At 40.9% G+C, this 22,816-nt stretch carries 16 protein-coding genes and 2 pseudogenes; 9 read left to right on the plus strand and 9 right to left on the minus strand.

All coding sequences use genetic code 11. The annotated features are described in order from the left end of the window. Positions 1-107: 107 nt before the first annotated feature. Both treY and treZ read right to left on the minus strand, forming a co-directional pair. On the minus strand, positions 108-2,903 hold the full coding sequence (treY, locus tag AACU25_RS14360; RefSeq protein WP_096576673.1) for a malto-oligosyltrehalose synthase: 2,796 nt from the start codon (positions 2,901-2,903) through the stop codon (positions 108-110). 138 nt (positions 2,904-3,041) lie between these two features. Next, complete coding sequence (gene treZ, locus AACU25_RS14365; RefSeq protein WP_096576675.1) at positions 3,042-4,892, minus strand: malto-oligosyltrehalose trehalohydrolase; 1,851 nt, start codon at positions 4,890-4,892, stop codon at positions 3,042-3,044. Positions 4,893-5,276: 384 nt separating this feature from the next. Here treZ and AACU25_RS14370 point away from each other — a divergent pair. After that, positions 5,277-6,216 (plus strand): annotated as a pseudogene (locus AACU25_RS14370) (Rpn family recombination-promoting nuclease/putative transposase). A 183-nt stretch (positions 6,217-6,399) separates the two neighbouring features. Here the strand turns inward: AACU25_RS14370 and AACU25_RS14375 are convergent. The 6 genes from AACU25_RS14375 to AACU25_RS14400 all read right to left on the minus strand — a co-directional run bounded on the left by AACU25_RS14375 (position 6,400) and on the right by AACU25_RS14400 (position 14,576). Next, a complete protein-coding gene (locus AACU25_RS14375) occupies positions 6,400-7,188 on the minus strand; it encodes an SDR family oxidoreductase (RefSeq protein WP_096576677.1) in 789 nt (262 codons plus the stop codon). Positions 7,189-7,348: 160 nt separating this feature from the next. Further along, positions 7,349-8,824 carry an NB-ARC domain-containing protein gene (locus AACU25_RS14380; RefSeq protein WP_096576679.1) on the minus strand — a complete coding sequence of 492 codons (1,476 nt, stop codon included), beginning with the start codon at positions 8,822-8,824 and terminating at the stop codon, positions 7,349-7,351. Between the two features lie 238 nt (positions 8,825-9,062). After that, the gene (locus tag AACU25_RS14385) at positions 9,063-10,010 is read right to left on the minus strand and encodes an AMIN domain-containing protein (RefSeq protein ID WP_096576681.1); all 948 of its coding nucleotides are present in this window, start codon (positions 10,008-10,010) and stop codon (positions 9,063-9,065) included. Positions 10,011-10,130: 120 nt separating this feature from the next. Continuing rightward, positions 10,131-10,652, minus strand: coding sequence for a hypothetical protein (locus tag AACU25_RS14390; RefSeq protein ID WP_096576683.1), 522 nt, complete (start codon positions 10,650-10,652; stop codon positions 10,131-10,133). 4 nt (positions 10,653-10,656) lie between these two features. Next, positions 10,657-12,834 carry a cation:proton antiporter gene (locus AACU25_RS14395; RefSeq protein WP_096576685.1) on the minus strand — a complete coding sequence of 726 codons (2,178 nt, stop codon included), beginning with the start codon at positions 12,832-12,834 and terminating at the stop codon, positions 10,657-10,659. 452 nt (positions 12,835-13,286) lie between these two features. Next, positions 13,287-14,576 carry a cation:proton antiporter domain-containing protein gene (locus AACU25_RS14400; protein ID WP_096576687.1) on the minus strand — a complete coding sequence of 430 codons (1,290 nt, stop codon included), beginning with the start codon at positions 14,574-14,576 and terminating at the stop codon, positions 13,287-13,289. Between the two features lie 527 nt (positions 14,577-15,103). On the opposite strand from AACU25_RS14400, the gene AACU25_RS14405 reads away from it, so the two are divergent. The 3 genes from AACU25_RS14405 (at position 15,104) to AACU25_RS14415 (ending at position 16,818) form a co-directional block, all read left to right on the plus strand. Continuing rightward, entirely contained in the window at positions 15,104-15,601 is a 498-nt protein-coding gene (locus AACU25_RS14405; protein WP_096576689.1) for a GNAT family N-acetyltransferase, read from the plus strand. A 219-nt stretch (positions 15,602-15,820) separates the two neighbouring features. Next, positions 15,821-16,045 (plus strand): hypothetical protein, encoded by a 225-nt coding sequence (locus AACU25_RS14410; RefSeq protein ID WP_096576691.1) that lies wholly within the window; start codon positions 15,821-15,823, stop codon positions 16,043-16,045. Between the two features lie 206 nt (positions 16,046-16,251). Further along, complete coding sequence (locus tag AACU25_RS14415; RefSeq protein WP_096576693.1) at positions 16,252-16,818, plus strand: hypothetical protein; 567 nt, start codon at positions 16,252-16,254, stop codon at positions 16,816-16,818. Positions 16,819-17,508: 690 nt separating this feature from the next. Here the strand turns inward: AACU25_RS14415 and AACU25_RS36930 are convergent. Continuing rightward, positions 17,509-17,601: pseudogene (locus AACU25_RS36930) on the minus strand (tetratricopeptide repeat protein); the annotation flags it as partial. 446 nt (positions 17,602-18,047) lie between these two features. Between AACU25_RS36930 and dndD the strand changes: the two are divergent. The 5 genes from dndD (at position 18,048) to AACU25_RS14440 (ending at position 22,669) form a co-directional block, all read left to right on the plus strand. Beyond that, complete coding sequence (gene dndD, locus AACU25_RS14420) at positions 18,048-20,030, plus strand: DNA sulfur modification protein DndD (protein WP_096576697.1); 1,983 nt, start codon at positions 18,048-18,050, stop codon at positions 20,028-20,030. Positions 20,031-20,147: 117 nt separating this feature from the next. Further along, positions 20,148-20,390 (plus strand): hypothetical protein, encoded by a 243-nt coding sequence (locus tag AACU25_RS14425; RefSeq protein WP_190445912.1) that lies wholly within the window; start codon positions 20,148-20,150, stop codon positions 20,388-20,390. 5 nt (positions 20,391-20,395) lie between these two features. Further along, complete coding sequence (locus tag AACU25_RS14430; protein WP_096576698.1) at positions 20,396-20,743, plus strand: type II toxin-antitoxin system PemK/MazF family toxin; 348 nt, start codon at positions 20,396-20,398, stop codon at positions 20,741-20,743. A gap of 47 nt (positions 20,744-20,790) precedes the next feature. Next, positions 20,791-21,177: a DNA sulfur modification protein DndE gene (dndE, locus tag AACU25_RS14435; protein WP_096576700.1), complete on the plus strand. Its 387-nt coding sequence runs from the start codon at positions 20,791-20,793 to the stop codon at positions 21,175-21,177. Between the two features lie 43 nt (positions 21,178-21,220). After that, entirely contained in the window at positions 21,221-22,669 is a 1,449-nt protein-coding gene (locus AACU25_RS14440; protein WP_096576702.1) for a DNA phosphorothioation-associated putative methyltransferase, read from the plus strand. Positions 22,670-22,816 lie beyond the last annotated feature (147 nt).

Raw genomic sequence — 22,816 nt, forward strand, 5'->3', positions numbered from 1 at the left:
TCGCCAAGCGGGTTGCACGTTACGTTGACACCAATAAGCATTGCTAAACCCCTACCGTTAACTCAGAACTCTTGTAGAGACGCGATTCATCGCGTCTCTACAACTAATTACTCATTACTCACTAACAACCCCACAGGAAAATGCGCCAGTGCTGCGCCGATGGATAATGTTCCTGTCGCTTCTAGAGATTGCTGAGTTATTACGTTTTTCCAGGTGGCGGAGGTGACTTTGGGTAATTGCAGGTGTGTATCTTGCCATACCGATTCGCCTAAGGGATATTCCCCAGGTTGAATGAGGCTGGTGAGAAAACGCGGGGCGATCGCGATCGCTGTTTGGTTTCCCTGCTGTCTGGCAAAGGCGATGATATGATTGGCGTGGGTTCCGTGAATTTCTAAGGGTAGATATTCACCATCTTGGAATAGTTGTAGGTAATCGATTCTGGCTTTTAGGGCTTGTACTGTTAAAAAGAGTTTGATTCTCCCATCGGTTTTGGCGGTGAGTAATTCCTGAATTAAGCCGAGAATGTCGGTTTTGATTTGCTGTTTGATGTCGCTTAAATAACTCCGCCGTTGTTCAAAATCTACAGGACGACGGTTATCGGGATCGACTAAGCTGAGTTCCCAAAGTTCGGTTCCTTGGTAAAAGTCGGGTACGCCAGGGGCGACAATTTTTAGTAGAGTTTGAGAAAGGGAGTTGAAGATGCCATAATTAGCAATGCGCTGTTGAAATTCGCGGAAATCTGTGAGGAAGTCTTGGGAGATTGATGGATCTAGAACTTTCTCCACAAAAGCTGTACAAGCTTCTTCATACTCGCTATCGGGACGCAACCAGGCTGTATGTACTTTCGCTTCCCGAATCGATTTAATGATGTATTCTTTCACCCTTTCCCCAAAGGATGATAGTTCATGTTCCGCGAAGGGAAACGCCCCAACTAGGGTTTGATAGAGAAAATATTCATCATTGCGATCGGGCATAGTAGCATTTTTGCGTTTGCTTTTTTGCCCTTGATTCATGCTACTCCACTTGTTAACTCGCTGTTCCCACTCATCGGGAATTTCCGACAGCACATTTAACCTGGCGCGCACATCTTCACCCCGCTTGGTGTCGTGGGTGGCGGTGGTGTTCATGGTATGAGTCCAAGTTTGTTGGTGCTTGTGGTTAAAGCTATGAAATTCGCCCAGGGAAATACCAAAGTGACTGGGATTTCCGCCGACTTCATTGAGGGAGATAAAGCGGTTGTAGGAATATAATGTGGTGTCTTCTACGCCTTTTGCCATCAAAGGCCCGGTGTATTGCTGCATCCGCATGACAAAATATAGCCATTGTTCCCGTTCAGTTTGCGTTAGGGAAGAATCAAACTCCAGTAGCATCAGCTTTTCAATGAAGTCCATCTCATGCTGTAACAAAGGCGCTTGGACTTTGGCTTGGCGAATTACTTCTTCAATGTAGGCGCGATCGCTCTCATGGATGCCGTCAGGTGTAATATAGGTGCGGTAAATAGGGAAGAGAGTCAGAATTTCTGCGATCGCTCTTTTTAAGCCGTTGACTGTAAAATCATTGCCAAAGCGATATTTGCTGGAGATATTCTTTAACAAAATCGCTAAATTATCAACGTCGCCGGCTAAGTTCTTTTCTAGAATCAGATGCTTATTCTTATTGACAAGGGATGCATAATCTACTTTTGCACCGATAAATTTCTGGTAAATCTGCTCAAATTCTGACTCGTTGGCTGATTGACAGAATACGCCATTGATATAGTTTAAAAAGTCATAACCAGATGTACCTGCGATTCTCCAATTTTCTGGTAAGTCTTCCGTCAGTTCCAAGATTTTCTCAACGGTGATATAGACATCACCCATTTTTTCTTGGAGTCTTTCTAAATATTGGCTGGGGTTATACAGTCCGTCAATATGGTCAATGCGTAAGCCTGTAAATTTGCCTTCTTCTACTAACTTTTGAATTAAGCTATGGGTGTTATTAAAAACCCGCAGTTCTTCAACTTTTACCGAAATTAATTCATTGACCGTAAAGAAGCGGCGATAGTTCATTTCTTCCGCGCCCACTTTCCAAAAAGCGAGGCGATAAAATTGCTCTTTAAGGATGTCATCGAGCAAATTAAAGCTTTCGGAATTACCTGGTTCACCGTTGAATGTTTTCAGGTTCTCGTCAATGAACTCGCGGATATCGTCATTGCTAGTATATAGTTCCCAAACTAAACCTTTAATAAAGGCGATTTGGTCTTGACGCTGTTTACCAGCTACCTCTGAGGGGACATTTTTCAGAATGTAGAGAATCCCTAATAATTTAATAAAATCTGGATGATTGCGCCCTAAAGTCCGGGTGAGTTTACCCAGATTATGAGTCAGGAATTTGGTATAAGATTCTAACCGCAACGGCAATTTTAAACTGTAATAATTAACAGTTAACCCGTTTTGTTCATATTGTAATTGAATGTCTCCCTTTTCTAGGGAAACACCGTAGAAGTCTCCCAGCAAAGGCGCGAGTATGCGCTGTTCGCGATCGCCAAAGGGAACATTCCAGCATAAATCGAAGTAGTCGGTATAGCTGGAATCTGGCCCATGTTCTAACACATCCATTAAGTAGGCGTTTTCGCTACTATAAGCCATGTGGTTAGGTACAATGTCTTGTAACCAGCCCATACCAAGGGATTGGAGTTCACTGACTAAGGCTTCAAAGGATTCGGTACTACCTAATTCGGGGTTGAGTTGAGCAGCATCTACGACATCATAGCCATGCGTACTCCCGGATCTAGCTTTGAAGATGGGGGAGGCGTATAAATCGGAGATACCTAAATCAGCGAGGTAAGATGCGATCGCCTTGGCGTTGTCAAAGTTAAATTGGGATGTAAATTGAATTCGATAAGTAGCTTTAGGAATTCGCATAATATTGTTGTTTTAATGGGGGAATAAGGGAAATATTCTTTGCGTCTTTGCGCCTACCCTGCGGGAACGACTGCGTCGAAGGCGTGAGACTTTTTTTAACGAACCACAGAGACGCAGAGAACACAGAGAAAAGAGAAATTAAGCTTCTAATTCATACAGCACTAAACTGTGAGGTTGCAGTTGCAATTCTTGTCCTACAGCTAAATTATTAGGTGCTGGTGAACCAGGGCCAGCCCATACTGTATCAGCAGAGTCTAATTTTTTATGAGCAGTGCTTGCAATTGGTAAAGTTAATGTTATGGGAGATTGATTAAAATTCATGGCAAATATTACTTGATTAGCTTCACTCCAACGCCGCACTATGACTAATTGTTTCTCTTCATTGCTATTTGCTTCGATGCAATTGCGGTCTTTTTTCAAAAGTGCGGGGTGGGTTTTACGCCAATTAATTAACTCACGATGCCAATCTAATAAAACCTTGTGTTTACCTTCATTGCGTAATTGCCAATTCATTTTACAACGCAAAAAAGTTTCTGCTGATTCTGGATCTGGTGGATCTTCATCGTAGTGAAACGCTGCAAATTCTTGTTTACGCCCTGCCCTGACTGCTTGAATTAAATCAGGGTCAGAGTGACTCACAAAGTACATGAATGGTGCAGTTTCGCCGTATTCTTCACCCATGAATAATAAAGGTAAGTAAGGCGATAGCAATACAGCACCAGCAGCTAATTTTAATCCTTCAAAAGAAATGCGATTCCACAGGCGATCGCCTTTCATTTGATTGCCGATTTGGTCGTGATTTTGGATGCAAACGGAAAATTGAAATGGGGGGCGATCGCGGCAAGGGATACCATGAAATCGTTTACGATGGGGTGCATACAGCCAATCGTAGACAAAGGTATCTTGGTAAGCTTTGGCTAGTTGAGTGCATTCGCCATAATCTTGATAATACCCTTGGCGATCGCCTGTTAACAGTGCGTGTAATGCATGGTGAAAGTCATCACTCCACTGTGCATCCAGTCCATAACCACCTAATTCTGGCGGACGAATGATTTGGGGATTATTTAAGTCACTTTCGGCAATTAAATAGCGTTTGCAATTAGCATTCTGGCAAAAATGATGTACTGCTTCCGCTAATTCCCACAAGAAATGTTTTGCGCCTAAATCGTAAATCGCCTGAATCGCATCCAGCCGCAAAGCATCAATATGAAATTCTCCCAACCAATACAGCGCATTTTGGATGAAATAATGACGCACACCTTGACTGTGGGCATCATCGAAATTCATTGCATTGCCCCAAGGGGTTTTATAGGTTTTAGTAAAATAAGGCGCAAATTGACCCATATAGTTACCTTCTGGGCCAAAGTGGTTATAAACCACATCCAGCACTACCGCAATCCCATGTTGATGACAAGCATTTACAAGTTCCTTTAAATCGGCTGGCGTACCGTAGGAATTTTGCACAGCAAACGGGTAAACGCCATCATAACCCCAGTTGCGATATGCTAAAGCAGGTTCAATATGGGTATCTCCGGGGAACTGGGCAATAGGCATAATTTCAATGGCGTTAATTCCCACTTCTCTAAGTTCCGCCAATCGGGGAATGATCGCTTTGAAAGTACCTTCGGGTGTAAATGTGCCTACGTGAAGTTCATAAAAAATCATCGCTTCCAAAGGCACACCAGTCCAGTTATCATCTGTCCAATTAAACTGCGGATCGACAACTTGCGAGGGGCCATGAACACCTTCGGGTTGATACTGTGATGCAGGATCGGCAAAAGCATTTTCGCCATCCAAAACATAGCGATAAAGCGTATCAGGATAAACATCATTTACTTTGATTTGCCAATATCCCGCTTCTATATGAGGTTTGAGTGGAATTATCTGTTCTTGTGGTGTTAAAATTTGCACCGCCACGCTATTTAGCGTAGGCGACCAAACTGTAAACTCACACTCTCCGTTACCCAAGTAGTTAGCACCAGTCCTCACGCAGTATCCTCCCGTTAGATAATGTGTGCCGAATTGTGGCTTGACTTTTGTTTATCCCAATTCTGCAAAATCTAGGAACAGATTTAATGTTTAAAAAATCAGATTAAATCTGACTTTCTCAATTACAAAATAGGAATTGGTAAGCAAAAAATCCTGCCAGATAGCATCATGGATTGTCTAGCAGAGAATTTACCAGCACCCTCAGGCGGATTTTTTTCAGCCGAAAAGCTTGTCTATTCACCTATATAGAGAAGATTCATGAAAGAAACTCTATCGAATTGAGTAATTTGCTCAAATTACTTGATATTGACTGACAAATTAAGAATCAGTACCCATGAGAAAATGCAATTATGAGCATCTCTGAATGAGTACAGCAATATTTACATGATTGATCACGACCGTTTATTTAAAGAACTTATTTCTACATTCTTTCTCGAATTTTTAGAATTATTCTTCCCCCAGGTAATGGCTTATCTAGAACCTGAATCATTAAAATTTCTAGACAAAGAAGTATTTACCGATGTTACTGCTGGCGAACAATACGAAGCCGATTTAGTAGCACAAATCAGATTCCGAGAACAAGAGACATTTTTTCTCGTCCATATCGAAAACCAATCCTACCCCCAAGCTGATTTTGGGCGGAGAATGTTTCGATATTTTGCGCGCTTATTTGAAAAGTACGCATTACCTGTATATCCCATCGTGATATTTTCTTACGACACCCCACGCACACCCCAAACGAATATTTACCGCGTAGAGTTTCCCGACAAAACAGTTTTAGAATTTAACTATGGGGTAGTTCAACTCAATCAATTAAACTGGCGTGACTTTTTACAACAAGAAAACCCTGTAGCCAGCGCCCTCATGGTGAGTCCAGTGCTGAAGGCGGGTTTCCCGCCGTAGGCAACTGGCGAACCCGAAGGGCAAAATGAATATAGCACCCTCAGAACGTCCCCGAGTCAAGTCTGAATGCTTGCGTTTGTTAGCAACTTTACGACTTGATCCAGCCAGAATGAAAATGATTTCTGGCTTTGTAGACACTTATCTCAAGTTAAACGCAGCAGAACAAGAGATTTTTAAAACTGAGATTGCTAAATTTGAACCAGTCAAACAAGAGGTAGTTATGAAAATTGTTACTAGTTGGCAATTAGAAGGCAAACAGGAAATAATTATACGCCAACTTAACCGAAAAGTTGGTGCGATCGCACCAGAATTACAAGAACAAATTCTCCAATTACCTAATACCCAATTAGAAGATTTAGGCGAAGCGTTGTTAGATTTTAATAGTCAAGAAGATTTAGTAAATTGGTTGCAGGGAGTGTAAGAGGTTGTTTGAAAAGTTTTTCCCTGTGATTTTAATTGCACTGTTACCCCCCTTAATCCCCCCTTGTCAAGGGGGGAGACCGGAAAATCCAGTTCCCTCCCCTTTCTAAGGGGAGGGCTAGGGTGGGGTAAAAAATATTTGATACACTACTACAGACTTTTCAAACATCCTCTAAGAGTAAAATTAAGTGGGATTAATGCGCTTTGCTATCCAATAAAACAAAGATGGCAAATATCTTTTAAAATACACCATCAAAATATCAGCACCGCCAATGTAAACTTCTCGCTGCTGGCGATAAATACTTTTGATAATTTTTTGCGCGCAAACCTCAGCCGTCATCCCTTTTGCTTGCCCTTCATCCATTTGCTGATATAAACTGCCATCAGCAGTTAAAGCATTAGCTGAAATATTAGTGTTAATTCGACCAGGACAAACTATAGTAATAAAAATATTATTTTCCGGTTTTAATTCTATCTGTAATGTCTCAAACCATCCATGTAGCGCGTGTTTTGAAGCTGCATAAGCTGAACGTAGCGGAAAGCCAAATTTTCCTACGAGGCTGGAAATGACCGCAATTTGTCCGCCACCTTGTTTAATCATATATGGCAGAATCTTTTTAGTTATATTAATCGTGCCAAAATAGTTGACTTCCATAATTTTTCTGTCAACTATCTCTTGAGTATCAATAGCTAAAGAACGTTGACTAATACCTGAATTATTTACTAATATATCTACTTTGCCATAATGATCTATAGCTGTATTAACTGCATTCTCTACGGCTATATTATCGGTAATATCTAAGGGAATAATTAAACATTCACTCTTGATTTGCTGTTTAACTCTTTGCAATTCTGCTTCTTTTCGTGAGGAAATAATTAGCTTTGCACCTTGATTAGCAAATTGGTAAGCTAATGCTTCACCAATCCCAGAAGATGCGCCAGTAATCCAAACAACTTTATCTAAAAAAAGCATTTTCAAAATAATAAACTATGAATTATATAGGAATCTGATTTGATTTATGAAAAAATCTCAGATGCGTTACGCTATCGCTAACGCATCCTACGTGAATTGCGACTGAAGTACAAATAAATTTATCTGTGTTCATATTCTTCTATCTGCGGTTAATATTTTGTCAAGTTTTGAATAGCAATGCTGTGAGATTACAAGCAATGTAACCAATCGCCCAAGGAGATTTATCCTTTAATAGCAATAGTATCTGATTTAGTGTTTCTGGTAGAGTCGCACCATACAACCGCCAGAGATTTTCGCGCAGTTGATGCAAAATGCGATCGCCTACAATATCATCGCTACCGGGACGCAGTAACCAATGGGTTCGCAAAAGCTTAAAATGATGAATCTCATGAGTCTGCGCTACCTGTTGCATCTCTTTTGCAGCCTGTTCTACCAATTCATCGGTGACAATTTTCATCACTAAGGGTTGCAAGGTAAATGAGGCTTCACCCATACCCACCCATTTTTCTAAAAGCGATCGCCTTTCTAATGCCATAATTGCTTCTAACACCATCGCTGGATCGATGGATATCAGCAGATGGGTTTGCAAACGCGAGAATGATATAGGTTCTTGCCAAATAGCTAACCAATACAGAATATCCTGTTGTAATTCCGAGAGTTGCTGGAATTGCTGTTTCAAGATAAAACGTAAGCGATCGCCAATCACTAAGGTATTCTGACTCAAAAATGCTGTGATATTCCCCGCAAACACAGACTGAATTAATGGGGTGACAAGTTTCAGCGCTAGGGGATTACCGCGATAAAGTTGAATTAACGCTGATATTCCCAGTTCTTTAGTGGTAAAGCCTCTAGATTGCAATAGTTCTAAAGCATCGGCTTTTGGTAAACCCTTGAGATTTACACAGTTGTTGATTTCAATCGCACTTGACTGTTCGCGACTGGTAATCACGATACAACTTTGATGGCGATCGCGGCTAATTTTCTGGATAAATTGAGTATATTCTGGCTGCGACAAAACCCCATCTAAGTCATCCAAGATTACCAGACAGCGACGTTTGTGTAGGTAGTGTAAAAGTTGTGCTGTTCCTTGCTGGATATCATGAACAACAGTTTCCTCAAAGTTCTGCACTAGCGTATCCAGCAGCGATATTAGGGAAGGTACAGTAGAAAGCGATCGCCAAATCAAACAATCGAATTTTGACTGCATCCGATCCGCCATAGCCAGCGCTAAAGCAGTTTTACCAATCCCCGCAATTCCAACAATAGTAACTACTTTACAACCAGCTAAAATCCATTCTTCTAGTTGCTGCAATTCCTGATTGCGTCCATAAAAGCTTTCGACATCCGGTGCATCATGCCAATCAATGTAAGGTTGAGAGAAGTCTGCAATAACTTCCAATTCTACCCCAGAAGCATCTGCGATCGCTTCCCAGTCGGTAATCCCAACAGCTGTACAAATAGCAATGAAAATTTCGCGCTGAATGCGATCGCCTTGCCAAAATCGACGTAAAGTAGCTCTAGAAGTATGGGCATCTTGCCACCATCTCGCCGTACTAGTTTTCGTCCATCCTAGACGTTGGCGCGCCTTGTCTACAATTGTTAATCCTGCTGTCGATGCCCTCAACGAGTTTGACATACAATTTTTATATGATGGATGACACCAATGGGCACCAGTAAGATAATTTGATACACCAAAAGATTGTGGATGTTCCCTACCTGCCCATCTGTCGCGTTCTTTTTTCAAAATTTTAAATTATAAAGGCACGGCATTGCCGTGCCCTTACAGTGTGTTTTACTACCATCAGCCATTCTTTTTATCATGAAAAATCATTTTATCGCCTTGTATAGGCGGTTAATTTCCTGTAATCCAAACATCACCTACTAGGAATAGGTTGACCAAATTCAACTACTTGAGTTTCTGAAATATTAGGTTGAGAATTGGGAATTGTAGGAACAGGAAAATTAGGGCTGATAACAGGTGCAGGGCTGTTAAAATTAACTGGTTGATTTGGCACAATTGGCGCTGGAAGATTAACTGGTATTTGGGGTGAGTTGTTAGAAGTAAGGGGCGGTACAGTCACAAAGGGTTGCGACTGGTTATTAGTTATTGGAGGTAAGTTGTTAACAGGTGGTGGTAACGTCAAAAATGGTGATTGTTGGTTATTACTTATTGGTAATTGATTAATGGGTGTTGGCGGATAGTTAGATGGAATTTGAGGTAGATTGAGAGGTTGAGGATTTACAGGTAAATTATTAGGTAACTGCGGATAGTACCCTGGTTTGACAGAGTTTTGAGCAGTATTAACAGCAGGACGTAAAACCCAGCGATTCGGGTTTTTCTTAGAAGTGGGTTGCAATTTTAATTGATTTGGATCTAAAGAATTTCCTGGTGCTAAATCTAAAACAATGCGAGTCACACCTGCATTTAATTGAGAAATGCGAACTCTCTGAATCTTACCGGAATAATTTTGTTGAGTGGGAACATACCCTAATTTGGTATTGGGTAAATCTACAACAATGCGCGCAGGTTGAGCTAGATAAAAGTATTTAGGAGTTCTAGCTGCTGATAGGGTAAATTCCAGTTGCATAGCTTCTGGAGAAAAGTGCCAATTATCCAGCCTAGCTAATGAGCCTGTCACATTTGTAGTAGCAGGTTGTACAGGTAGATTGGGATAATAGGGGGGTCTGATTTGCTTTGCTGCTGATTGAGCAATACTACTACCAGCTTCTAGAATCATTGCTGTAGATATACTCAACAAGCTGATACTAATAAGCCGCTTGTAGAATTGAAAAAATTGTCTATTCCTCACACCTTTGACCATGATTTTTAGCTCTTGATTGAAAAACTCTCTACTAGATTTAGAGTTTTAGGATTAAGATGATTATTTTAATTTATCTCAGCATAAAATTTGGAAAGCTGAATATTTTTCATCATCCTGCTGTTAATGCTTTTTCACTGACTGTGATTTTTCCTGTGTTTTTTGTGGTATTGCCGTAAATTTGAAACTTTGCGAGCTACCACCAAGGGTTAATTGTCCAGTAAAATTACCTTTATCTAGTAATTGCATTTGCATTTTAGCTGAGTGAAAAGGTGCATTTTGAGTAGAAGCAATATTGCACAGAGCAGAACCCTCTATTTTGCCAGATAAATTTAATTCTTGGTTTTTCAAAATGCCTGAGAGAGGATGACTTTTTTCACTGCTGGTAGCATTTTCCGAGTTATTATCTGCTGGTAATAAAGAAGCATTTACATAAATCCCTGATTGTTGAATTTTGAGAATTGGAGCTGCTGTTTGATTACAGGTAGGTAGCTTTTCATCTAAAGCCAGACGATAGGAACCGTTGATTACAGGAGGAGCTTTGAGATTGCTTTCTCCGTAAGCGCTCACAGCTTTAAATAATAAGAGAACTGAACTGATTGCTATGCCATAAAAGGCTAAGGATTTAACGTTGAAATGATTCATGGTTTTAGCTCCTAGCTGCTGATTCTGGACTACTAACGTCAGGAAGTACAGAGGCTAAATGGGAGGTAACTTGACTGTAACGTCGGGTAATCAGCAGTGAAGAACGACATTGAATAGCGAGTTCATCTGTGTATCTTCCTAGGGTTTGGCGTTCGATACCCCACGCGCGGCTAGTACCAGCAATTGTCAAATCAACAGACTCGGAAGCTTCAACTACAGCTTGGATGGGATCTGGAGCTTCAATCATCTGAATTTCAATGCGATCGCGTACACTGTTTGGTAATTGCTCCATCATGATTTGTAATTCGTGGCTCATTTCGTCCTTAACCTGATTTTCCGCTCGTACCTGTAAAATCCGCAACATACAGGTATCTCTGTTAATCAGCAATCTTAAGGCAAGTATCAAGGCTAAATCATCATGAATATTGGCAGAATAAGGAACTAGTAAGCTTTCTAGTCTTTCTCCTCCCCGGTCGATAAATACTGCTACATCTACGGGTGCAGTAGTAAGAATTTGACCAACTCTCCCACCTAAGCGATTGTTACTAAAAGCTGGGCGGTGCCATCCTACTAAAATTAAGTTAGGTTGCTCAATTTGGGCAATCTGGGCAGTTTCTCTAGCAACGTTGCTTGATGTGCGGATAATAGGATGCACATAAGCACGAGAAGTTGCAGGTTCGAGGTTATTAATTAACTCTTCTAGCTGTTGGCGACGTTGAGCAATTAAGCGGTTAGCCTCAACTGGTGTACTTTCAAAAGCATAGTCTTCTTCAAACTCAATCAAGCTGAGGGGATGAACCACAGCAGATTGACGATAGTTGAGAGCGATCGCAACTGCTAACTGTAATAAGCCTTTTTGGGTGCTAGGATTAGCAACTGGCACTAAAATTCGGTATTCTTCAGTAATTCTAGTTGGTGTATCAGTTTCTTCTTCTAATTCTGGTTCTACTACATCTAACCTGATCAGCTTCTTGGGATAAGTCCATTCCAGCAGTGGCGAGGTCATAAATGTAGTTACCAATGCCATAATCACCAGCATGGTAAACAGTAAGGGTGAAACTACACCTAACTCGAGTCCAATATTGAGCACAATTAACTCAGTTAAACCGCGAGTATTCATCAACCAACCAAGGGCTGAGGCTTCCCGCTTATTAATTCCACTGACACGAGCTGCAACATAAGTCCCAATATACTTGCCTGCGATCGCAACTGCTAAAACTAATGCACACAGTAACCACAATTCTGGACGGTTGAGCAAGCCAATTTGCGTCCGCAAGCCACTATAAGCAAAGAATACTGGGAGCAGAAATACTAAGACAAAATCTTCGGTTTTCTCTGCCAGTTCTCTCACCAAATCTGCATTTTTAGGCATTGCTGCACCTAGTAAAAATGCACCAAAAATCAGGTGAATGCCAATTAATTCGGTAACTAGAGCAGAAGCCACCACTCCCATGTAAATTAACGCTACTACCATTTGGCTTAAGCGTCCCGTGCGTTGGTGGTAGGTAGCCAGCCGTTGTAGGAACCAACGCCCCACAGTTAGCATAAAGCCGATGTAGAGAATGCTTTCGACAATTGTCGGCCAGGCACTGATAATATTACCTTCTCTAGCAACTGCGATCGCTACTGCTAAGACGCACCAAGCCGTCACATCATCCACCGCCGCACAAGTTAACGCCAAGGTTCCCAAGCGCGTTCCTTGCAAGTTGTTCTCTGTAATAATTCTCGCCAGTACCGGAAATGCGGTAATTGACATCGCCGCGCCCAAAAATAGGGCAAAAGCGGTAAAGGAAACACTAGCATTAGAAACCAGAGGATAAAGCAACACTGCGAGCAGCGTTCCTAAAGAAAACGGCACCAAAATGCTGACATGAGAAGTCAAAACAGCTGTTTCTAATTGTCCGCTCAGGTATCTGGGATTCAGCTCTAAGCCAATCAGAAACATAAAAAATATCAGTCCCACCTGAGACAGCACATTTAAAAATGGCACGGCTTCGGGCGGAAACAAGGTAGCTGCTGCTGATGGAGCTATCAAACCAAATAGAGAAGGGCCGAGCATAATCCCAGCTACAATCTCACCAATTACCAGCGGTTGCTTAATTGACTTAAATCCCAGTCCTACTAGCCGAGACAGTCCAATAACAATCAGCACCTCAAACAGAACGAGTATTACTGTGTGCATAGTTTCCTCGCAAGTGACTATCCGGTTTCCCTAAGATGATTCTTTATAACACTCAAAAATGTCAACCTTTTTATACTGGGGCATGGGGCATGGGGCATGGGGCATGGGGCATTGGGTAATTGGTAATTGGTAATTGGTAATAGCAGAGTGATGCAATACTTGTTGGTGAAGGGGAAAAAAGGGAATGGGAAAAGGGAAAGAAAAAACCTTTAACCCTTAACCTTTAACCTTTTCCCCAAAACCTATTTTGGGTTCAAAACGCTTAACCGATTAGTATTGCAGAGTGATGTGTCATTTCTCTTCTGCTTTGTGTGCTATCTTCTCTTTCTTCCCTTTCAATCCCTATTTTGAAAACATTAAATTAATTTAAAATCCCTAATCCCCAATCCCCAATCCCCAATCCCCAATCCCTAATCCCCAATCCCCAGTCCCCAGTCCCCAATCCCCAACCCCTAAGCCAGAGATTTCTCATACCTCGTACCTTGCAACAAATAGGCAACTAGTGGTGATGCCATTAATGTCGTCACGATTGCCATAATAACCATGATAGTGAATAAAGTTGGCGTAATAACTCCTTGTTCTAAACCTATATTGAGGATAATTAACTCCATCAATCCTCGAGCATTCATGAGCGCCCCAATTGTTGCTGATTCTCGCCAAGTTTCGCCAGCTATTTTAGCCGCAAGCATACAAGCAATGCCTTTACCAAGAACAGCGATCGCAATAATCAAAAATGTAATTGCCCACAAAGTTGGTGTATTTACTAATCCTATTTGTGTATTCAATCCTGAGAAGACAAAAAATATCGGTAATAAAAAACCTGTCGTCAAAAATTCAGTGCGATCGCGTATTTGTTCGGCAAATTCCCCGCGCGGCATTGCTGTGCCTAAAATAAAGGCACCAAAGACTGCATAGATACCAATAGCATCGGTAAACCAAGCCCCAAACATCAAAACTGTTAGTACTAAAGTTAATGTTTGAATTGTCACTCCACCATCTTTATTTGTGATGCGAGTAAAGATAGTTAAAGCAGGTCTACCGACAAAAATTGTTAATAAAACATAGCCAATACCACCACCAATCGCAAAAGCGGCAATACTAGAATTAGCATTTAAACTGGCTAACACAATAGCCAGTAAACACCATGCAGTTGCGTCATCTATAGAACCTGCGGCTAGAGCTAAAGTGCCAAAAGTGGTTTTTGCAATTCCCCTTTCATAGAGCATCCGGGCTAACATCGGAAATGCGGTAATCGACATCGATGCACCCAAATATAAAGCCGCAGCCCAAGGAGTTACACCAGCTTTAAAAAGGTCGCCTTTACTGTATAAGAAAAAAGCTGCGATCGCGCCTAAACAAAAAGGTGCAATTATCCCAGCCGCAGACACTAAACCTGCACTTTTAAGACGCTGCTTAATTAAATCAGTATTAAATTCTAAGCCAATCAAAAACATATAAATTACTAACCCAATCTGACTGATAGCGAAGAGAATCGACATCGAAGGATTGGGAATTTTGGCTCCCGTTGCTAACAATATTGGTGCTTTGGGAAATAACCACTGCTGTAAATCTGGAGTAATTAAACCTAGTAATGATGGCCCTAACATTACCCCCGCAATCATTTCACAAACAACATCAGTTTGTTTGAGATATCGCGTACCAATAATAGTCACGATGCGACAAGTCACCAAAATTATTGTTAGTTGTAGCAATAGCTTGAGAACTAGCTCAAAATTAGACATTTGATTTCCCTTATTAAAAATGGGGAGATTCAGCAAAGTATCTATAGTAATCTTAGGCTAATTAGAGGCATAAAACTTTGCTAGATGCACTGAGCTTGGCTGCAAAATATCAATATTTTGCAATTCTACGTAGCAGTACTTATCTATTTGTAATAAACGCCAAAAACTGTTTTTATACCGACATCCAGGTGATCCAGATACACAATCAACCTCAAAAGTGAGCTTTTTTACAGATTGCGATCGCGCTTTAAATGTTTTATAACCAAACCTATATCTTTATTCTCATCTCAACGCATTAAGTCTGCATTGATAATAACCTGCTGCAAGCCCTATCCTTCTTTGATCAGAGAAACTACCTATAGCTTGCTTCTCTGTACTGGTAAGGTAACAGCTACCCCTAACCACTCCGCATCTATCTCAATATTAATTACAATCTATGCTGGCGTTGAGCTTCCCACCTCCCAGCACCCTTAACTCACGTAATTACGAATTACGAATTACGAATTACGAATTACGAATTAATAATCATGAGCGCTAACGACCAATTTCTTCGTCCTGCTATCGAAACAGATGCTTGCTGTATGAGTGCAATTCATATTGCTGCTATCAAAGCGCTACCAGCAACTTTATATTCTGAAGAAGAACTGTTAGCTTGGCGAAACTACCTAGACCAACCTGACGGTGCTAATATTCTCAGGAGTATGAAAATCAAAAATTGCTGGGTTGCTGTTGATAAAAATGTAATTGTGGGATTCACTAGTTACATTTTTGATGAACTCATAGCATTATACGTGCATCCTAAACACCAAGGGCAAGGTGTTGGTAGAGCCTTAGTTAATCATTTTTGCGAAGCAGCTAGCAAGCAAGGTATAGAAAAGGTAATTACAACTGCTAGCCTTTACGCTGAAGGATTTTATAGGAGATTGGGTTTTAAATTTATCGAAAAAGCGCCTCATTACTTAAAAAGAGGGATGATTGTTCCAGTTAGTAAAATGAGTAAAAATTTGCTTCCTGCGACCAAGTAGGATGCGTTAATAACGCATCCTCTATTTATGATGATTTCTATATAAAAATTGAGTATCTCTACTCTAGATTTAGAGTCAATAATACGCAGACTAATGAATATTAGTAAATAATGTGGTTTTAACTACCTTCTGATGTGGAATTAGTAAGATAAACTTGCCAGGTGGATGTCATCAAACTCCTATATGGAGCTTACTAACAACAAAGGATAAAGCTTAACCATGTCTAAAGAAATAGCCAAAGTAATTTTATGGGAAGAGAACGAAAAAGAGTATATTAAAAAGTTTTATGACTTACAATTTGTGCCCAGAGTTGGAGAGGAAGTTTACCTTAAAAAGGAGAAATGGAAAGTAACTAGAGTTGAACATGATGTAGAAGTGAATGAAGTTAATGTCTACATGGAAATCATTAAAAAAGTCCATAAAGATAAACCATCTAATTCTTAATACTTCCGGAAATTCTGTCCTACCTCAGCTTTTATTCCCTCTTCTCTCTTCCCTATTTCCTCCATCAGCAAATAATTTCAGCCATCATATCGGCTTACGATAACTTCTTACCTGCAACATAGATAATTTGCATAAAGCTGCTAAGGGCGAACCTATTATATACTCAGCAGTTTACAGAATTATCTTAAGTAAAGGTATAAAGTTAAATGACTAGTAAACAGTTATCTCTCAGCAAAATAGCAGTATTCATAACTGCTGTAATTTCCCTGAGTTTCCCTTCTACTAAAACTCCAGCCTCTTGTGCTGCTCCCCTAAATGGTGGAGACTTTGAAGCACAAACTAACCAAAGAATCAGCAGTCCTTGGGTTGGGGAAGGTAGAGTTGGCGTTGATATTGGATTAGGCTACAGCAATAGGGGTAAAAATAATGTCTGGATGCGGAATGTTTCGGGATGGAATGGTATTCGTCAACGCGTCAGACTACAACCCAACACTCAATATAAGTTAACAGCATATATCCGCACATCAGGCAATGTTACAGATGGTTATTTTGGAGTGCGAGATGCTCAACAGAAGGTTTTTTCCGAAATCAAGTTTGGTAGTTTACCTCGCTACACACCTATGACACTGTCATTTAGAACTGGCAATGAAACTGTGTACAATATTTTCACGGGATTTTGGGCTTTAGGTCAAGATAGCTGGGTTCAGGTAGATGACTATAGCCTGACAGGTGGTTCCTGTGAAGATGTGCAACTAGTTCCAGCAAATAATTAATCATTGTGGGAGACGCGATGAATCGCGTCTCTACAAGATAGGCTGGTGATTTGCGATCGCACACCAAACAATGGAGAATTTTACAGGAGCGATCGCCTTCATAACTCCATCATTTCACCTCAGAACAGGAAACTTCAAGCTAGAAACAGGAATTTTCTCGTTTGGAACAGGAAACTTCGAGTTCAGAACACGAAACTTGAAGATGAAAAACTCCACCCACAAGGGGATGGAGTTTTTGGGCATTGGGAATTGGGCATAGGGGAGGCAGTGCGTTGCGGGGGTTCCCCCCGTTGTAGCAACTGCCGTCATGGGAAAGAAAATACCAATGCCCAATGCCCTATGCCCCAAGCGGCGGGGCGGCTATCCCTCTCCACCCACAAGGGGATGGAGTTTCCCGCCGCTTTCAATAAAAGCTTGATTTATCAGGCTGAGAACTTGAATTTTACTTTTCTGAGGAGAGGCGATCGCGAAGATATGCTAAATTTTCACGTACAGTCATAGTATGGGGATGATCATTGGTGTCAACTTAACGTGAAAACCTCTTGGCGACAACGTTCTGCCCTCACCCCCAGCCCCTCTCCCATCAGGAGAGGGGAGCAAGAGATTTAATTCCCCTTCGCCAGGGGGAGAAGGGGTGAGGGGATGAGGGCGAGGTTTTTTTTACAACACGCGCCGTATATAGCTTTTAGCTTAAGTTAACACCAATGGGGGATGATTCACCCCTAAAGTTTGCTCACAAATATCTAAAGCTTGCACATACAAAGGTTCGGCTTCGCTGTATCTAGTTCTATAGTGGTTTCAAAAGCCTTGGTAAACACTAGGATGGCGATTCCCCCAGCAGTAAGTGTCACAGGCTTCATATTTTCGGCAAGAAATACGAGATGATGCTGATGGAGATTCTAATCTAGCTCAACTGTTTTGGGAAGAAATCATCCAAATTAATTAATATTTACGCTGGTAACGCGGATTTTAAGGCAATTTGCAATTGAGTAACCAACATTTTTGATGGTAAATGCCCATCCCGTTGTTTTATAATTCAATACCGTTCAGTTAATATCAAAAAACTTAACCTGCGTAGGTTAGTTTGAGGAACGAAACCCAACAAAAACGCGAAAATGTTGGGTTTCACTGCGTTCAACCCAACCTACAATTATCTAAAGTTACCTTTCTTTTTCTCTTGTATCTCTATATCCCAGTAATTTTCCCGAATCCTACATTAATTCATATAAATGATATTTCTTGAACTCGTATTACAAAACTTTGGCCCCTACGCTGGTAAACAAGTAATCAATCTTGACCCCAGAAATCATGAAAATTCTCGCCCAATTATTCTGTTAGGTGGAATGAATGGTGGCGGAAAAACCACCCTCATGGATGCAATTCGCCTAGCGCTTTATGGTCATCGCGCTCAATGTTCCACTCGTGGTAATTTAAGTTATAGCGATTTCCTAACTCAATGCGTTAATAGCAAAACCGATCCCGTAGAAAAGACGCGCATTGAATTACTTTTTGAACATATCGAAAATGACAAGCCAGTAAAATATCGCGTTGTCCGCACCTGGGAAAAAAATCCTAAAGATGGTAAAGACCATTTAGGTATTTTAGATGCTCATGAATGGTTAGATACGGCTTTAGTAAATATTTGGGATGAATATATTGAAAATCTCTTACCTTTAGGAATATCTAACTTATTTTTATTTGATGGCGAACAAGTTAAAGAACTTGCAGAACAGGAAATACCACCGCCAATAGTAGTGGATGCGATTAGCGGACTTTTAGGTTTAGAGTTAGCCGATAGATTAGCGGTAGATTTAGATATCCTAGTCAATCGCAAACGCAAAGAACTTGCTGATACTAAAGATTTAGCGAATATTGAAGAAATTGAAGATAAATTGAAAGAACTACAAGATGAGTATCATCAAGAATCGCAATCAATTACATCTCTCCAAGAGAATTTAACAGCAGCGGAAGCTAGACAACAAGAAGCTGTACATAAATTTATTTCTGAAGGTGGCAAAATTGCCGGGGAACGCAGCCAATTAGAGAAACAAAAGCAAGACAGAATCACAGAAACAGAAAAAATCCGCCAATTATTATGTGATTTAGCCGCCGAATTTTTACCTCTAGGATTGATTACACCGCTATTAAATGAAGCTTACAAGCAAGGCGAAGAAGAATTTCGCATTCAACAAGCGAAAGTGGCGCATGATTTATTAATTGAGAGAGATAAAAAGTTACTCAATTTGATTAATCAATTAGCTATTGAGCAAGCAGCAGTAACTCAAATTAAAGACTTTATCTCCCAAGAAAATCAAGATTTAGATAACGCCGCCATTGCTGAACCTTGGCTATTAGCTGACACAGAAACCCTACATCAATTAGATAATGTTATCCATCATCATCTGGAATATGCCAAAACCAAAGCGAAAGATAAAATTACACTGCTTAATTCTCAAGAAGAAGAAATTATTACCTTAGAAAGACAAATTCAAACCGCCGCCTCACCCGAAGAATATCAAAGATTAGTTGATGAATTACAACAAGCACAACAGCAAGTTGCAGAAGCTAAAGCCGCTTGGGAAATTACCAAACGTCGCTTAGATGAATTAGCAACGGAGATTGAAAATACCAAAAAAAGCTTAGAAAATTATACAGATACAAATCTTAAACTTCAAAACAAAGGACATATTATTGAATCTGCGGTTAGAGTCCAAGAAACCCTCAAACTTTTCCGCGAGAAATTAACCCTGAGAAAACTCAACAAATTAGAAGTTGAGGTGACAGAATGCTTCCGCTATCTGTTACACAAATCTGATTTAGTTCATCGCGTGGCGATTGACACTAACACCTTCAGCCTTTCGCTTTACGACTTAAACGGTAAACCCGTCCCCAAACATCGCCTTTCTGCTGGCGAAAAACAACTACTGGCGATCGCATTTCTTTGGGGTTTAGCTAGAGTCTCCGGTCGCCGCTTACCAGTAGCAATTGACACCCCCCTTGGTAGACTCGACTCATCCCACCGCAGTAACTTAGTAGAACGCTACTTTCCCTCCGCTAGCCACCAAGTAATTTTGCTTTCTACGGATACAGAAATTGGTAAAAAAGAAGTAGAGACACTGAGAGAAAATGAAGCGATCGCTCACGAATATCTCCTCGATTATAATTCTGCCACTCGTCAAACCACAGTGATCAAACATAAATATTTCTGGTAATATTTTTCATCTAAATCATCGAGTGATGAGCTTATTACCAGAAGAATTAATTGCAATTGATTTCCTCTCAGATATTTACAATATATCTAACAACATTCGAGCAAAGGATACGCAGTTATGATATCGCCATATCTACAAGAAATAGAGCGTGACCTAAGTAATCTGTCATTAGAGGAACTAGAATGGCTCTTAGAACGTGTTGAAAGCAAAGTGCAAGAAAAGAAACAATTATCTCATCAACTGGCTAATGTGCAATCTATGAATCAACAACTAGCTGCGATGGCTAATGATTTAGATATTCAGAGGGAAATTGCTTCTATTAATCATGAGTTTGGTGTTACGGAAATGGATGGACTATAAAAATTGTGGCTATCGAAAGAGGAGAAATTTATTTTGTCAATCTGAATCCAGTTCAGGGTCGAGAACAGTCAGGAACCAGACCAGTTTTAGTTTTATCTATTGATGCTATTAATCAATTACCTTTGGTTGTAACTGTAATTGTTGGGACAAAAGGTACAAATATTCAGCGCGATTACCCTACAAATATCAGAGTCTTACCAAGTGATAGCGGATTACCTATTGAAACAGTATTTTTGTGTTTTCAAATTCGTTCTTTAGATCCAAATCGCTTTCCTGAAAAACCGTCTGGGAAGCTTTCAGACTCAAAAATGCTCGAAGTGGAAGCTGCTGTTCGCTACTGTTTAGGTTTGTAACCAGCGACTACTGCAATTCTCGCTCAAACTCTTTATTTATAAAAATTATGGAATCACCTATCGAAAGATTTAAACTTTCCCAAACTGCAAAAGACCAACTACTTAAACTGCGACGCAACACCAAAATTGACCAATGGAATATATTATGTCGTTGGGCTTTTTGTCGTTCTCTTGCAGAACCCACACCACCTTCCCCTGTACCCATCCCCCAAGATAGCAACGTGGAATTAACCTGGCGCGTTTTTGGTGGCGATATGTCCGATATCTTTCTCCTCGCCCTCAAGCAACGCTGTCACAACGACGGTTACGCCACCGATAAAGAAACCCTAGCTAGCCAATTTCGCTTGCATTTACATCGGGGAATTGGTTACTTAGCCGGTGACCCAAATATCAAGAAAATTGAAGATTTAATTGAACTAGCGCTAAAAGATTGACAGGATATTAGTTAACTGTTGACTGTTAACTGTTGACTGTATTATGCCTGAAGCGTTAGAAATCGAGCGTCACAGAGCTGCGATCGCACGTACTGATATCTCTCGTCCGGTACGATTAGCTATAGAATGGTCAATCCTCAATCAGGAAACGACTTTCTTTGACTACGGTTGCGGCTATGGTGGCGATGTCCAGCGCGTGGCAAATTTAGGTTATACCAGTGGCGGCTGGGATCCTTATTATTATCCTGATGAGCAAATGACCGCCGCTGATGTTGTCAACTTGGGTTATGTCCTGAACGTTATCGAAGATACCCAAGAAAGGCGGGAAAGCTTAATTAAAGCTTGGGAACTTACCCACAAAGTCTTAATCGTCGCTGCACAAATTTTAATTAACGCCCCAAGTAAAACACAAATAGCTTACAGTGATGGAATTGTTACCCGGCGCAATACTTTTCAGAAATATTACGAGCAAGAAGAACTGAAAAGTTACATTGATGAGGTACTGAATGTAGATGCTGTACCCGTAGCTTTAGGTGTTTATTTTGTCTTTCGCGATGAAGCCGAAAAAGAAAGTTTCAAAGCCATCCGCTTCTTTTCTCGCACTTCTACGCCCAGAGTTCGCATTCCCAGCAAGCGCTTTGAAGATTACCAAGAACTACTTGCACCATTGATGGCATTTTTCACCCAACGCGGGAGATTACCAGTCAAAGGAGAATTGAGCAACGAACAGGAACTACTGAGTGAATTTGGTAACTTCCGCCGTGCCTTTGGTGTAGTATTACAAGCTACCGATGAAGCAGAATGGGATGCGATCGCCTATCGTCGTTCTCTGGATATTCAAGTTTATCTCGCCCTCACCCACTTTGAGCAACGCCCCTCATGGCAGAAACTCGCCCCAGAAATTCGTCATGACATCAAAGCCTTTTTTGGCAGTTACGAAGAAGCTTGTGGAGTTGCAGATCAAAAACTGTTTAGCTTAGGAAAACCCAGGGTAGTGCAAACAGCTTGCGAAAAAAGCAAAATTGGTAAACATACCCGTGGGGCATTATATGTCCATGTTTCCGCCCTTGCAGAACTCGATGCTTTACTGCGAATCTATGAAGGCTGCGCTAGCCGTACCATCGGGCGTGTAGATGGTGCTACTTTAATTAAATTTTGCACTGATAAACCGCAAATTTGCTATCTCTTTTACCCCGAATTCGACACAGACCCCCACCCTGCCTTAAAAGCCAGTATTATTATTGACTTCCTAACCTTAAGAATTACTCACCGCGACTACGAAACCCGAACAAATCCCCCAATTTTGCACCGTAAAGAAACCTTTGTGACACCAAACTACCCACGCTACGAAGAATTTGCAAAACTCACCCAGCAAGAACAGCAACTAGGACTACTCCAGCAAAAAAGCGAAATTGGCACCCGTGAAGGCTGGGAAAAATGTCTCGCTGCACACAAGGTAGAAATTAGGGGGCATGAAGTTTATCAAGTTTAATTGGGGTATGGGGTATTGGGCATGGGGCATGGGTAATTGGTAATTGGTAATTGGTAATTGGTAATTGGTAATTGGTAATTGGTGTTTGGGGTTTGCCATTAATTATTTCTCCCCTGCTCCCTGCTCCCTGCTCCCTTACCTCATCCC

It is taken from the genome of Tolypothrix tenuis PCC 7101 (assembly GCF_963874875.1).
In the GTDB taxonomy this organism is placed as follows: Bacteria; Cyanobacteriota; Cyanobacteriia; order Cyanobacteriales; family Nostocaceae; genus Aulosira; species Aulosira tenue.

Bases quoted from the DNA above. Each gene is read 5' to 3' on its own strand.
- treY (WP_096576673.1), bottom strand. From the start codon at position 2,903: ATGCGAATTCCTAAAGCTACTTATCGAATTCAATTTACATCCCAATTT.
- AACU25_RS14415 (WP_096576693.1), top strand. From the start codon at position 16,252: ATGACTAGTAAACAGTTATCTCTCAGCAAAATAGCAGTATTCATAACT.
- dndE (WP_096576700.1), top strand. From the start codon at position 20,791: ATGGAATCACCTATCGAAAGATTTAAACTTTCCCAAACTGCAAAAGAC.
- AACU25_RS14380 (WP_096576679.1), bottom strand. From the start codon at position 8,824: ATGTCAAACTCGTTGAGGGCATCGACAGCAGGATTAACAATTGTAGAC.
- AACU25_RS14385 (WP_096576681.1), bottom strand. From the start codon at position 10,010: ATGGTCAAAGGTGTGAGGAATAGACAATTTTTTCAATTCTACAAGCGG.
- AACU25_RS14400 (WP_096576687.1), bottom strand. From the start codon at position 14,576: ATGTCTAATTTTGAGCTAGTTCTCAAGCTATTGCTACAACTAACAATA.
- AACU25_RS14405 (WP_096576689.1), top strand. From the start codon at position 15,104: ATGAGCGCTAACGACCAATTTCTTCGTCCTGCTATCGAAACAGATGCT.
- AACU25_RS14395 (WP_096576685.1), bottom strand. From the start codon at position 12,834: ATGCACACAGTAATACTCGTTCTGTTTGAGGTGCTGATTGTTATTGGA.
- AACU25_RS14375 (WP_096576677.1), bottom strand. From the start codon at position 7,188: ATGCTTTTTTTAGATAAAGTTGTTTGGATTACTGGCGCATCTTCTGGG.
- AACU25_RS14390 (WP_096576683.1), bottom strand. From the start codon at position 10,652: ATGAATCATTTCAACGTTAAATCCTTAGCCTTTTATGGCATAGCAATC.
- AACU25_RS14410 (WP_096576691.1), top strand. From the start codon at position 15,821: ATGTCTAAAGAAATAGCCAAAGTAATTTTATGGGAAGAGAACGAAAAA.
- AACU25_RS14425 (WP_190445912.1), top strand. From the start codon at position 20,148: ATGATATCGCCATATCTACAAGAAATAGAGCGTGACCTAAGTAATCTG.
- AACU25_RS14440 (WP_096576702.1), top strand. From the start codon at position 21,221: ATGCCTGAAGCGTTAGAAATCGAGCGTCACAGAGCTGCGATCGCACGT.
- dndD (WP_096576697.1), top strand. From the start codon at position 18,048: ATGATATTTCTTGAACTCGTATTACAAAACTTTGGCCCCTACGCTGGT.